The sequence below is a fragment of the Clostridium sp. L2-50 genome (genome assembly GCF_000154245.1).
GTDB lineage: Bacteria > Bacillota > Clostridia > Lachnospirales > Lachnospiraceae > Coprococcus.
Genome location: NZ_DS480320.1, coordinates 15249 through 28638, shown reverse-complemented (window position 1 = coordinate 28638; position 13390 = coordinate 15249). Strand labels below are relative to the sequence as shown.

The following is a 13390-nucleotide window of genomic DNA, read 5'->3' as shown; positions in this document are numbered from 1 at the left end:
CCAATATGAAAAAGAATAAGTATTTGCATCGATTGATCGCGTTGGTCATGACGGCTGTTATGCTGTTGTCACTGGTGGCGATAGATAACAGATTTGGAATAGCGGCGAAAGATGAGTTCTCAAAAGAGGTCATTGATCTGGAAGATTATATTCCAAAGAAAGTAAAGTATAAAGAAGCAAAAGACGGAAGCGTTAAGATTGACAGTGTTAAGGAGATTGAGATTACGGTTCCGTTAGAGTCGGCAGTTACATTTAAGGGCGACTATCTGATGGAAGCACTCGATGCTGACGATGCTAATGAGGATCAGAAGGTAGCAACTTCCTGTGATGCAGATGAGAAGGATGCACCAAAGAAAGCGTCCAAGATCAAAAAAGTAAAGGTTGAAACGGTGGATGATGAGTACCGGTTCGCTGTATATAAGACAACGAAGGAAGAGGGCATATATGACTTTGCCGGTATCGTTGCCGTATATAGTGACGAAGGTAATGATCCGGTTCCGGCAGTACCGGTTCCGACGATTCAGGCGTCTGTAACAGAGAGCGATGAGCTGATCGCTAAAACAGGTTATTATTATGCAAAACCGGGATCATCTGTCAATATTAAGCTGGCGATTGCTGATGGTACAGATGATACATATATCCGTCAGGAATCAGAAGACCCTGCTGATATCACAAAGGTAGCTTATACTGTGGATGGTGGTGCAGAGACGATCATAGATGCAGATGACGATGGTAATTATGCATTAACAGTTAATGAAGCCGGAACTTATGAATTCACGGTTACAAACCGCGGCGGAGAGTCTGGTGTATCGGCTGTAAAGATCCTTTATCCAACGACAGTTCAGATTACAGATGTAACAGCAAGTGAGAATACAACGGTAAAGAAGGTTGGAGACAAGATTCAGGAACTTCTGAATAAGGTAGATGCTTCGATCAAAGTAACTGTCTCTGCAAAGGAGACAGTAGATGGAAGCCTTATGCCGCTGACCCTGAAATACAGACTGGCAAATGGTGCTGTATGGGGAGAATGGCAGAAAGCAGATATGACAGAGGATGTAGATGCAGGCTGCTATAAAGCAAGTGTATCGATTCCGAAGTCTTCAGCAACCGGAGAAGATTATAAAGTTGCGATCAGTGTATGCGATTCAGACTATACAGAAGTCTCTACATATACATTTGACGAAAACGGTGCGATCGTATTTATCGATGATGATGAACCGGATTTCGTAAGTGGTGTTGTAAACACATATCAGGGAACATCAGTATCCGCATCTACAAGCCTTGGTTCATACAGCTATAATTCTGATAGATGGTATAGCAGACTTGCAGTTAAGAATGTAAAGACAGAAGAAAATCATTCACCGATTGACTTTGTTGTAGCAACATTTGATGGCGCACCGTTTGATAGGAATATAGAAGTATCCGCAAATGGAAATAAATATACTTATACATATACAGATTGGGATAGTGATACAGTAGATTTGGAAGATGGTGTACATACAATCTCTTATGCAGTAACGAATCGTATGGAACTGGACAGCATCAAAAATGTCACATTTAATCTGGATGCAACAAAGCCTGTAGTAACAGTAACGAGTGCAGTTAAGAATGCAGCTGTAGCACAGGATGAGAAATATGTAGTAAGCGGGGCAACAGGAGAGACATTGACTGTTACAGCTACAGATCCGGGAAACGATGTCGGAACAGGAAGTGGCGTAGCAAGTACAAAGGTTACAGTAAACGGAAGTGAGAAAGCATTAGCGGCAGACAACACTCTGACACTTGCAGATGCAGGCGTATATGATGTCGTTGTGACTGTCACAGATAAAGCCGGAAATGAAGCTGCACAGAAGTTTACGGTTATCGTAAATAATGAAACACTTACGGACGAAATTACGGCAAATGCGGATGGTACACCGTTAGATCTCTCCGATCTTGTATATACAGGTGGCAATAATGTTACAGTAACATACAAGGTTACAGGACTTGATCTTGATCAGAACGATGTGATCAGTAATGTGGTAAGAAGGGATTCGGATGTAACAGGTACTACAGGTGAACAGATCACACCGACGATTGCGAAGAATAGTTCCGGTATAAATACAACCCTTACTCTTATTTATACATTACAAAAAGAAGGAGTCTATTCTTTCAATATCAAGACAAAGCATCATTATATAGATCTTGAGAGTGATGCAAATACAACAGAAAAGAGCTGTACGATCGCGTACGATAAGAGTGCTCCATCTGTTACAACGATGGAATTTGTAGACTATGAAGCCGGTATCGATAATGTATATTATTATTCAAAAACTACAGTTCCTAAGATCAAGATAGCTGCAAAGGACAGCATTGCAATCAGGAGTTATAAGATTACAGATCAGAACGGACAGGAGATCGTGTCTGAAAACTTATCGACGGATCCGAAAAAAGAGTTAGAGCAGACGTTTGAATTGACAGCAGGTATTCAGGAGAATCAGCCATATACGATCACATTCTATATCGATGATATGGCTGGAAACGGTATATCAAAGAATGTTTCTGATGAAGGTATTCCATATCAGTTTGAGATCGACAGCATTAGCCCTGATCGCGTTGCGATCGCCGATATGGCAGATGACGGAAGTCTGAATCTTAAGAGCTACTGGAATGGTTCGGCGGTTACGGTAAGTGCATCAGCGGAGGATAACCATTTCATTACATCATTTAACGCGGAAGCAATCTGCGATGGAAAGGCAGTTGCTGAGCAGGAACAGCAGGTAACAGCAAGTAAGAATGCATCTGCAGCATTTACATATAGTGAAGCCGGCACGTATGAAGTGACAGTATACGCATATGATGAAGTCGGAAATGTGAATACAGCGACCTGTCATTTTGTGATCGACGGAAAGCCTGCAGATATCAGCTTTACCGGTATTCCTGACAATGGAATATACAGAAATGATTCAAAACATCCGATCACGATCAATGTAAAAGATGATTATGGAATCAGCGCTGATAAGGTAAAGATTACTGAATACTATGAAACTTATGACGGTACAAAGGGACAGCTAACTGTTCTTTCGGAAAATACAGATATTAAGACAACAAAGGCAACTGTTAATTCCTGTGAGGTTATTGACGGTAAGCCGATGAAATATTATTTCAATGTGGAAACAACTGATAATTCAGGGAATGTTTCAAGCACAACAAGTAAGACCTTCTATTACGATGATATGAATCCGGAGATATCAGTAACACCGGATATCGTATCAGAGGAAAAAGATTATTATTACAATGATAAGGTTACATTTAAAGCAAATGTAAAAGAGCAATTTGCACTTGGAACGGTTGTATATCTTCTGAATACAGAAGACTATGATCTTGCAACAAAGGCTTCTGATTATAAGAAGAAAGCGATCAAGACATATACACTTGACGATCTGTGTGAGAAGACATTTGAATTCTCTGCAAGCAAGGCAGGCTTCTATGACTGGACTGTCGTTGCAGTAGACGGAGCAGGCAATGAAGATGCCGTAACCGAGATGCAGTTCACGATCGACAAGGAAAGACCGGAGGCAGAGATTGATGGTGTGCCGGAAGATGGTTTGTCGACAGGTACAGAGGTTGCGATCACAATTACAGATAATGAGGCACTTGATAAGGATGACTTCACTGTTATTCAGCATTATAAATACTACAATGGCACAAAGTATAAGAAGAAAACCGTTAAAGTAAAGCAGACCAGTGCAAATGAGCTGACGGCAACCGCTAATTGTGATGAGATGGATGGCAAGGCATGTTCATATTATTTCACAGTGGTCGGAAAAGATAAGGCCGGAAATGAAGTGATCTATGATCAGAATGCATCCAAATTCAAAGTGGATGGAACAGCACCGGAGATTACGATCACACCTTATCCGGATGAGAATGACGGATATTATAACAAGGGCGTAAGATTCAAGATCAATGTAAAAGAGCAGTTTGAAAAGAAGCATAAGATAACAGTTTCTGATAAGAATAAATCTGTGAACGGAGATGCGGATGATGTATTTGTCTTAAATGGTACAGATGGTACATTCGAGGTTAAGAGAAATGCAGAAGGCATCTATAACCTGAAGATTAAAGCAGAGGATGCATTCGGAAACCTTGCGGAAGATAAGGTTAGCTTCATTGTTGATAAGTCGGCTCCGACGATCGGTATAGCGACCGTAAGCAAGCTGAACAATGGGAATGTAGCCTTAAATGTAAATATTGCAGATAATTATAAAGGAAAAGAATACATCGTACATGTGATAAGGAAGGATGCTTCCGGAGCAGTTGTATATAATAAGGATTACAGAAAAGAAATCTGGAAGACAACTACCGCAAATCCGGATCTTGTATTTACCGATGAAGGTGATTATGAGATTTCCGTATCTGCAGAGGATAAAGCCGGAAATAAGAAGATTGCAGAAAATGTAACCTTCCGAATCGATAAGACCGCACCGGTTCTGTCAATTACAGGTGTTGCGGATTCTCAGACAACGGATTGTACAGCGACTCTTTCCGTAAATGAGGCATTCCCATTTTCTTATGATGGTTCGTCACTTGGCAGTACAGATGTTACGGCAACTATCACAAAGAAGACAGACGGAGCAGGAACAACAAATATAGCTACACTGAATACAGGCAATTTCTCAAGTGGTAATCCACATACAGCTACATATTCCTTTACAGAAGATGGTGAATATACGATCACATTTAATGCAAAGGATATGGTTGGCAATACAGCGGCTGCCGTAACGAAGACATTCAAGGTAGATAAGAATGCGCCTGAGTTATTTGTAACGGCAGTAAACAGCAAGAAGTCAAATATAAGCGAATACCAGATCGTCGGTGGTGCTTCTGATGATTCAAAAGACTATGTAGATATGAATCTGGAAGTAAAGGAGACATTCTTTGCTACAAATAAAGTATCGATCACCGTTCATAAGGATGGTAAAGATGTATCATCCGGCTACTTTAAGAACTTCAGCAGCAGTTCTGAGGTCAGCAGAGGCAGCCAGCGGTTTGAAGATGATGGTGTCTATACAGTTGAGATCTCAGCACAGGATGCGATTGGTAATAAGGCAAAGGATTACAGTATGGCGTTCACGGTAGATAATACCCCGCCATCGGTTGAGAATACAGAGAAGATGGAAGGCTTTGCAGCCCGTAGAAATGAGAATGGAGATCTGTTGCTGAACAGCAAAGATTTCTCGGATATCAAGGATAAAGGCTATGATGCATTCTGGACTGTAAATGATACTTCTGTATTTACAGCAAGTGTTAAGCTGGATGGAATCGACTTCGTTGATTTCTCCGATCTGACAGACGGATATCATACGATGATGATTGAAGTAACAGATGAGGTCGGACATAAGACTACGAATACATTTGATTTCACCTATGACGGAACTGCACCTCGAATCATTATAAGTGGTGTGGACGATAAGAGCGTTGTAAGAAATCCATTTACAATGTCGATCGGACTGGAAGACCCGGATGATACGATCACGGAGATTGTGATCAATGGCAAGACTATTGATCCAACGTTGTATAAGGATACAAATTCATATGACTTCCAGGTATCTGATTATGGAAAATATGAAGTGAAGGTAACAGCAGCAGATGCGGCCGGTAACGTATCATCAACTTTTGATGCTGAGACGGGAGAAGTATTCTCCTTCCAGCTAAGACAGAAGCTTTCACCGGTTGTTATCATTCTGATCATTCTTGCAGTTCTTATTCTTGCAGGAATCATAATCTGGATCATACTCAGAAAGCGCAAGAAAGCACAGCAGTAAATTAAAACATAGAAAGAAAGGGACCACGCCCAAACAGGCGTGGTCTTTCAATGAGGTGACATAAATGGCATTAAGAGCGGTAGCATTTGATATGGATGGAGTCCTGATCGATTCCGAGAAGGTATACAGAATGTGCTGGTTGAAGAATGGATTGTCCATCGGTATCCCGGAGAATGAGATGTCGAAGATCTGTGACCGGATGGCAGGTGGAACCAAGAAGACAAATGCGCATGTGATGAAAGAAAAAATGGGCGAAGATTTTGACTATCTTGCATTCAGACAACGCACAGTGGATATGGTCGAAGCATATCTGAATGAGCATGGCGTTGAATTAAAGCATGGCGTGATCGAGACACTAAAGACTTTAAAGGCAAGAGGAATCAAGATGGCGGTTGCAACCTCGACGGATCGGGAACGGGCAGAGGATAAACTGATTCGAAGCGGATTGCTTCCGTATTTTGATGATGTGATCTGTGGGGATGAGATCGAGCGTGGAAAACCATACCCGGACATCTATCTGAAAGCCTGTGAGAAGCTTGGTACGAAGCCGGAGGAGACAGTTGGAGTAGAGGATTCCATTAATGGTGTGACAGCCTCCCACGATGCAGGACTGTATACCCTTATGGTGATCGATCTGATCCAGCCGGATGAGGAAACAAAGAAGAAAGCAGACCGTATCAGCAACGATATATTTGAACTGACGGAATTATTTGAAGACTGATGAAGCAGTTTGACTTCGAAAATGACATCTGAAAATGATCGATATAGCAGAATAGAGGCTGATCTCTGGAATGAAAGGAAACCTTTCGGCATATAGTAGTGTCAGGAGGTTTTTCTATGATTACAGGACAGAAAATTTTCAGCCTGTTAAAGGCACTTGCGGTATCTTACATAATAACAGCGATCCTGCTGCTTGTAACGGCACTCCTCATGTACAAGCTGGGGCTGGGTGAAACGGCGATTCATCTGAGTATTATCATCATTCATGGCATCTCTGTGTTCCTTGGCGGTTTTCTTACCGGCAAGATGGTGAAGGAGCAAAAGTATATCTGGGGATTGATGCTCGGAGTGTGCTATGTGCTGGTGATCGGTATTGTATCTTTCATTATGAACGGTACGATCCACATCTCTGCCGGAGGAACATTAACGAATGTGATCCTGTGTCTCGCAGCCGGAATGCTTGGCGGAATGCTAGGTTAGAGACAAGTTTTTCGTAAAAATACTTTGACTTTAAAGCATGTTGTGTTATAATTTCGCTATATGACATAAAAAGGAGAAGTGTACCTATGAAGAGAATAAAGACACTCACAAACAGAACAATGAAGAACACAATGGTTAAAGGTGGATGCGGCGAATGCCAGACATCATGTCAGTCAGCTTGTAAGACATCATGCACAGTCGGAAATCAGAGCTGTGAGAATGCTGAGAACAAGTAAGAGATCATTGTAGACAGACAACCACAAAGGGGACCGTCAAACAAATGGCAGTCCTCTTTCGTTGCGTGTCAGAAAAATTAATTCACAAGATGGGAGAATTTGTATGGTACATCAGTACAAAAGTAATGGATATAATATCGTACTCGATGTATGTAGTGGGTCTGTTCACGTAGTGGATGACCTTGTGTATGATATTATTGCAAATTACGAAAATCATACAAAAGAGCAGGTAATGGAATTGCTGCCATCCTATGATAAGGATGAAGTATCGGAAGCCTATGACGAGGTAACCGGCCTGGTAGAAGACGGAACACTATTTACAGAAGACATATTCAAAGATTATATCATTGATTTTAAAAAGAGAAAAACAGTGGTAAAGGCTCTGTGTATCAATATTGCACATGACTGTAATCTTGCATGCAGATATTGTTTTGCAGGAGAAGGTGAGTACAAGGGTGACAGAGGTCTGATGCCACTTGACATAGCAAAGAAATCTCTGGATTTCCTCGTTGCCAATTCCGGTAACCGTGTAAATCTTGAGGTCGATTTCTTCGGCGGTGAGCCACTTATGAACTGGGATGTCGTAAAAGAGACCGTTCGATATGGAAGAAGCCTGGAGGAGAAGCATAATAAGAAATTCCGTTTCACACTGACAACAAACGGTGTGTTGTTAAATGATGAGGTAATGGAATTTGCCAATAAAGAGATGGCAAATGTCGTATTATCCATCGACGGAAGAAAAGAGATTCATGATTACATGCGTCCGACCAGAAATGGAAAGGGAAGCTATGATCTGTTACTTCCAAAGTTCCAGGAATTTGCAAAGAAGCGTGCCGGAAAGAGTTATTATGTAAGAGGCACTTATACGCATAACAATCTGGATTTTTCAAAGGATGTATTACACATGGCAGATCTTGGATTTGACCAGATCTCCATTGAGCCGGTTGTATCTCTGCCGGACGAGCCTTATGCGATAAAGGAAGAGGATATTCCGTATCTGTTAGATCAGTATGATATCCTTGCAAAAGAGATGATCAAAAGACATAAAGAAGGAAGGGGCTTCAATTTCTTCCACTTTATGATAGATTTGACAGGGGGACCATGCGTGGCCAAACGTCTGTCGGGGTGTGGTTCAGGTACAGAATATCTGTCAGTTACACCATGGGGCGACCTTTATCCGTGCCATCAGTTTGTCGGTGAGGATGGGTTCTGCATCGGAAATGTAAATGAAGGTATTACGAAACCGGAACTTGTTGATGAGTTTAAGCTCTGCAATGTCTATGCAAAGGACAAGTGTAAGGACTGTTTTGCAAGATTCTATTGTAGCGGTGGCTGTGCGGCGAACTCATATAAATTCCATGGGAATATATTAGATGCGTATGATATCGGATGTGAACTTCAGAAAAAGCGTATCGAATGTGCGATCATGATCAAAGCCGCATTAGCAGATGAAGAAGAAAATCAATAAGGAGGACAAAGGTAAATAAGATGAAGAAAGCAAGAAAAAAAGCCATATGGGTATTGATCCTGTTCCTGCTTGTGCTTGCGGGTTCCATCTACGTTGCATTGTTTGGTGTAGGCGACAGAGGAAAAGCAAAGTATATCAGCCTTGGACTTGATCTGAAGGGTGGCTTAAGTGTAACCTATGAGATTCAGGATGAGGATTACAGTGATGCAGATGTTCAGGATACGATCTATAAGCTGCAGAAACGTATTGATTCCCATACAACAGAGCATAACGTATATTCAGAGGGAAATGGTAAGATCACTGCCGAGATTCCGGGTGTAACAGATGCAGATGCAATTCTGGAAGACCTGAGTATCGAAGGTAAGTTAGAGTTCTTAGATCCTGAGAATTATGAATTATGGTCACAGGGCAAGGATTATACTCCAGCTCTTACCGGTGATGATATTAAGGGTGCAGATGCCAAGATTGATTCTACAGAGACCGGTGATGACAATGTAGTACAGTTGTCATTCACAACAGCAGGTGCTCAGAAGTTTGCAGATGTAACAACAGCAAATGTAGGAAAGATCGTCTATATCGTATATGATGGTGAAGTTGTAAGTGCACCAACTGTACAGCAGGCAATTACAGACGGAAACGCTGTTATCAACAGCATTTCAACATATGAAGAGGCAGACAGCCTTGCTACTACGATCCGTATCGGTGCATTGCCACTGACACTGAAGCAGGTACGTTCTAATATCGTCGGAGCAACTCTTGGTTCAGAAGCAGTATCAACAACGATCAAAGCAGGTATCATTGGTATTATCTGTATCTTCATTATCATGATCTGCGTATTCAGAATTCCGGGTCTGATCGCATCATTATCATTGACACTTTATACATTTATGATCTTACTTGTTATGAACCTGTTCAATGTTACATTGACACTTCCGGGTCTTGCAGGTATCATCCTTTCTGTAGGTATGGCGGTCGATGCGAACGTCGTTATCTTTACACGTATTAAAGAAGAACTGGCAACAGGTGCTTCTGTTAAGCAGTCTGTAAAAGCCGGATTCCATAATGCGTTATCAGCGATCATCGATGGTAACGTGACAACCCTGATCGCAGCACTTGTGCTTGGTATCTTCGGAACCGGTACGATCAAGGGATTTGCGATCACGCTGGCAATCGGTATCGTATTATCCGTATTCACAGCACTTGTTGTTTCACAGCTTGTATTAAATGCACTTGTTACACTTGGTGTAAATGATGTGAAGTTCTTTGGCAAGGCAAAAGAGCCAGGCAAGGTCAACTTCGTAAAGGGTGGTAAATATTGTATTATCGCTTCTGTTCTTGTCATCGTGATCGGCTTCTGTTTTATGCCGATCTTTGCAAAGACAAAGGGAAGTGCATTGAATTTAAGTATTGATTTTGCAGGTGGTACATCAATCACAGCAGAATTTGACAAAGCATATTCATTATCTGAGGCAGAGAAGGACATTGTTCCTGTTATCGCTGAGGCAGCAGGCATCAGTGAGGCAGATATCTCTGTTCAGACTGTTTCCGGTACAAATGAGATCGTATTCAAGACCACAGAGCTTACGACTCAGGGTGATGATTCTCAGTTGACAAAGGTAACAGCTGCACTCAGCGAGAAGCTCGGTGCGACAGTAACAAATTCCGATAATATCAGTGGTTCAGCCAGCAGCGATATGACAAGGGATGCATTCCTTTCTGTAGCACTTGCAGCCGTTCTGATGCTGATCTACATTGTAATCCGTTTCAAGGATGTGAAGTTTGGTGTAAGTGCGGTATTAGCCCTTTGCCATGATGTAGCTATGGTATTTGTTCTGTATATCTTACTTCGGTTATCCGTTGGTAATACCTGTATCGCATGTATGCTGACAATCTTCGGTTACTCGATCAATGCGACGATCATCGTATTCGACCGTATCCGTGAGAATATCGCAAATGCAGGAACAAAGAAAGATTACAAGCAGATTGTTAATTTAAGTATTAATCAGACGATCACCAGAAATATCTATACATCCTTAACAACATTTGTTACGATCTTCGTATTATATGTAATGGGTGTAGCAGCGATCAAAGAGTTCGCATTTACTCTGATGGCCGGTGTCGTAATCGGTGCTTATTCTTCTATCTGTGTAACTGGTCCATTGTGGTACTACTTCAAGACCGGATTTGGTAAGAAGAAGGATGCTGCGAATGGCAAGAACAATAAGAAAGCAGTAGAGAAGAAGAAAACAGCAAAGGCGCAGTAATTATCTGTTGCCGATCGAATGAAAAACAGACAAGTATGTAGGATTTACATATTTGTCTGTTTTTTTTGTTGTGTTATAGGAAAAATTACATCGTGTATTATAAAACTTAATCTGCAATGATGACGTAATGACAATGTATTGACAGATGATAAAAGCTGTGATATGTTGAAACAAAGGAGGTGTATGATATGAACACAAATTTAAATGTTGCAATGGCACCAAAGGATTCGACCTTTCAGGTGAGAATGAATTCTGAGATAAAGAGAGCCGTTGAAGATATTTATGCAAAAACAGGTATGACACTGACAGATGCTTTTAATACATTTATTCAACAGTCCTTGAATGTCGAGGGTTTGCCATTTATCGTGACTACGAACAGTAAGGAAGCACTAAAAGAACAGGCATTGGCTATGGTAATGCTTGATTTGAAACGTGCAGAAGCTCGTGCGGATGCGGAAGGCTGGATTGATGCAGATGATCTTGAGAAAGAATTGGGGGTGCGTGATTGAAAAAAATAAAATATACGCCGGACGCAGCAGACAAGCTGAGAGAATTAAAAAAGGCTATTACACAAAGTTATGGGGCGGACAAAGCAATAGAAATAGTTAAGAAAATAACAGATGCTATAAGGGAGCTTGGCACGAATGAAAAAAAGGGACCGGCAGTTTCACAGATGTTTGGTGTAGATACAGATTATCGGTTCCTTTTTATTTCTCATAATTATGTATTTTATCGTATAGAGGATGAATGTATTCGTATAGTTAATCTTTATCATGAAAGAGAAGATTTTATGTGGAAATTGTTTGGGATTGAGACTGTGCAGCAGGAAACATTAGATTACTGGAATGAGTAAAATATTGAAAAGGTTTGGTGAGAACAATGAAACGATTTGAAGCGGTTATATTTGATATGGATGGGGTTATATTCGACTCGGAGCTGCTGGTTATAAAGTGCTGGCAGGTCGTTGCAGATAAATATGGAATCAAAAACATAGAAGACACCTGTCACAAATGTCTGGGACTGAATAAGGATGCGACAAAGGAACTGATGCTTGGGGTGTATGGAGCAGATTTCCCTTATGATGAGTATAAGGCAGAGATGTCGGCACTGTTCCATGAACAGGCGGCGGGAGGAAAGCTTCCGATGAAGCCGGGAGTTACCGGTCTGTTGCAGACATTAAAGAAGAATGGAAGAAAGGTTGCGCTGGCATCGTCTACCAGAAAGGCAGTTGTCGAACAGGAGCTTCGGGATGCAGGTATCCTTCCGTATTTCGATCGGGTAATCTGCGGGGATATGGTAAAGCGGAGCAAACCGGAGCCAGATATCTATCTGGAAGCATGCAGACAGATCCATGTGATGCCGGAGCAGGCATACGCCATAGAGGATTCTTATAATGGTATCCGTTCTGCACATGCAGCGGGACTGCATCCGATCATGGTGCCGGATCTTGCACCGGTCACGGAAGAAATGCAGGAGCTGTCGGATGTCATTCTGGATTCCCTGACCGAAGTAGAGAAATATTTGTTTTTTATTTAATAGCTTCTATCCCTCTTTTCCGATATTGAGAGGGAGAGAAGCCTTTCTGTTTCCGGAACAGCCGGCTGAAATATAACTGATCATCATATCCTACGATCCTGGCTATTTCATTTATGGAATAGTTCGTCTGTTCTAAGAGAAGCTGGGCGTTGTTGATCCGGCGGGACACGATGAACTGCATTGGGGTCATGCCGGTGTATTTCTTGAAATTCCGTATGAACCAGCTCACGCTCATTCCTCTTGATTCGGCATATTGTTCTATGCTGATGTCTTTATTATAGTTTTCATTAAAGTAGGAAACTGCATAGTCCATTTCACGATCCAGATATTCATTTTTCAGGATATGTTCGCGTGACAGCTCCCGTTTGAATACGATTAAAAGGCGGGTCAGCAGTAAAGCCAGCATTTCTTCATAATCATCCTGACAACGCTGCAGCTCCAGGATGATCTGTTTAAATATATGTTCATATTCCAGAGAGGAACCGACAGGGAATACTCTCCGGTTATCTTTAAATCCATATTTCCTCAGAAGATTCTTCACATCGGAGCCGGTGAAATGAATCCAGTAAACCTCTGTTTTATCTGCACCGTAATATTCATATTTCTGTAGTTCCTTCGGGCGGTAGAGTACCATATTGCCAGCAGGAACGATCGTCTCATTCTCAGCTTTATCAAAATGAAAATGTCCAAGCCCGGATGCGATATAGATGATCTGGTAGTCCTGTCTGCCCTTAGGACGATAGGTAGGCATCTTCGGGTCGCCACTTAAGCGGTATGTTCCGCAGCTTCCGACAATAAGCGGTCTGCGCTTGTCCTTGAAATCAAGATAGGAATGATTCAGGTATCCGGTATTTATATACATGATGAAGCTCTCCTTTA

Annotated in this window: 10 protein-coding genes; 9 read left to right on the top strand and 1 reads right to left on the bottom strand. The window is 41.7% G+C overall.

What is annotated here, in order from left to right; translation table 11 throughout:
* The first annotated feature begins 5 nt into the window (after positions 1–5).
* The 9 genes from CLOL250_RS07290 (at position 6) to CLOL250_RS07250 (ending at position 12511) form a co-directional block, all read left to right on the top strand.
* Positions 6–5807 carry an Ig-like domain-containing protein gene (locus CLOL250_RS07290; protein ID WP_044945491.1) on the top strand — a complete coding sequence of 1934 codons (5802 nt, stop codon included), beginning with the start codon at positions 6–8 and terminating at the stop codon, positions 5805–5807.
* Positions 5808–5871: 64 nt separating this feature from the next.
* Entirely contained in the window at positions 5872–6528 is a 657-nt protein-coding gene (locus CLOL250_RS07285) for an HAD family hydrolase (protein WP_008401636.1), read from the top strand.
* A 116-nt stretch (positions 6529–6644) separates the two neighbouring features.
* On the top strand, positions 6645–7007 hold the full coding sequence (locus CLOL250_RS07280; protein WP_008401635.1) for a TIGR04086 family membrane protein: 363 nt from the start codon (positions 6645–6647) through the stop codon (positions 7005–7007).
* An 86-nt stretch (positions 7008–7093) separates the two neighbouring features.
* Complete coding sequence (gene scfA, locus CLOL250_RS07275) at positions 7094–7243, top strand: six-cysteine ranthipeptide SCIFF (protein WP_008401634.1); 150 nt, start codon at positions 7094–7096, stop codon at positions 7241–7243.
* 103 nt (positions 7244–7346) lie between these two features.
* On the top strand, positions 7347–8711 hold the full coding sequence (gene scfB, locus CLOL250_RS07270; RefSeq protein ID WP_008401633.1) for a thioether cross-link-forming SCIFF peptide maturase: 1365 nt from the start codon (positions 7347–7349) through the stop codon (positions 8709–8711).
* 20 nt (positions 8712–8731) lie between these two features.
* A complete protein-coding gene (locus tag CLOL250_RS07265) occupies positions 8732–10975 on the top strand; it encodes a protein translocase subunit SecDF (RefSeq protein WP_008401632.1) in 2244 nt (747 codons plus the stop codon).
* A gap of 188 nt (positions 10976–11163) precedes the next feature.
* The gene (locus CLOL250_RS07260) at positions 11164–11484 is read left to right on the top strand and encodes a type II toxin-antitoxin system RelB/DinJ family antitoxin (RefSeq protein ID WP_008401631.1); all 321 of its coding nucleotides are present in this window, start codon (positions 11164–11166) and stop codon (positions 11482–11484) included.
* Positions 11481–11828, top strand: a complete 348-nt coding sequence (locus tag CLOL250_RS07255; protein ID WP_008401629.1) for a type II toxin-antitoxin system RelE/ParE family toxin — start codon at positions 11481–11483, stop codon at positions 11826–11828. Before CLOL250_RS07260 ends, CLOL250_RS07255 begins: the two co-directional genes overlap by 4 nt.
* A gap of 26 nt (positions 11829–11854) precedes the next feature.
* The gene (locus CLOL250_RS07250; RefSeq protein ID WP_008401628.1) at positions 11855–12511 is read left to right on the top strand and encodes an HAD family hydrolase; all 657 of its coding nucleotides are present in this window, start codon (positions 11855–11857) and stop codon (positions 12509–12511) included.
* Here the strand turns inward: CLOL250_RS07250 and CLOL250_RS07245 are convergent.
* Complete coding sequence (locus CLOL250_RS07245) at positions 12504–13373, bottom strand: AraC family transcriptional regulator (RefSeq protein ID WP_008401627.1); 870 nt, start codon at positions 13371–13373, stop codon at positions 12504–12506. The two genes, CLOL250_RS07250 and CLOL250_RS07245, sit on opposite strands and share 8 nt — an antisense overlap.
* Positions 13374–13390: the final 17 nt, after the last annotated feature.

What these genes read in the sequence shown, in the direction of transcription:
- CLOL250_RS07290 (WP_044945491.1), top strand. Translation starts at nt 6, where the DNA reads ATGAAAAAGAATAAGTATTTGCATCGATTGATCGCGTTGGTCATGACG.
- CLOL250_RS07285 (WP_008401636.1), top strand. Translation starts at nt 5,872, where the DNA reads ATGGCATTAAGAGCGGTAGCATTTGATATGGATGGAGTCCTGATCGAT.
- CLOL250_RS07280 (WP_008401635.1), top strand. Translation starts at nt 6,645, where the DNA reads ATGATTACAGGACAGAAAATTTTCAGCCTGTTAAAGGCACTTGCGGTA.
- scfA (WP_008401634.1), top strand. Translation starts at nt 7,094, where the DNA reads ATGAAGAGAATAAAGACACTCACAAACAGAACAATGAAGAACACAATG.
- scfB (WP_008401633.1), top strand. Translation starts at nt 7,347, where the DNA reads ATGGTACATCAGTACAAAAGTAATGGATATAATATCGTACTCGATGTA.
- CLOL250_RS07265 (WP_008401632.1), top strand. Translation starts at nt 8,732, where the DNA reads ATGAAGAAAGCAAGAAAAAAAGCCATATGGGTATTGATCCTGTTCCTG.
- CLOL250_RS07260 (WP_008401631.1), top strand. Translation starts at nt 11,164, where the DNA reads ATGAACACAAATTTAAATGTTGCAATGGCACCAAAGGATTCGACCTTT.
- CLOL250_RS07250 (WP_008401628.1), top strand. Translation starts at nt 11,855, where the DNA reads ATGAAACGATTTGAAGCGGTTATATTTGATATGGATGGGGTTATATTC.
- CLOL250_RS07245 (WP_008401627.1), bottom strand. Translation starts at nt 13,373, where the DNA reads ATGTATATAAATACCGGATACCTGAATCATTCCTATCTTGATTTCAAG.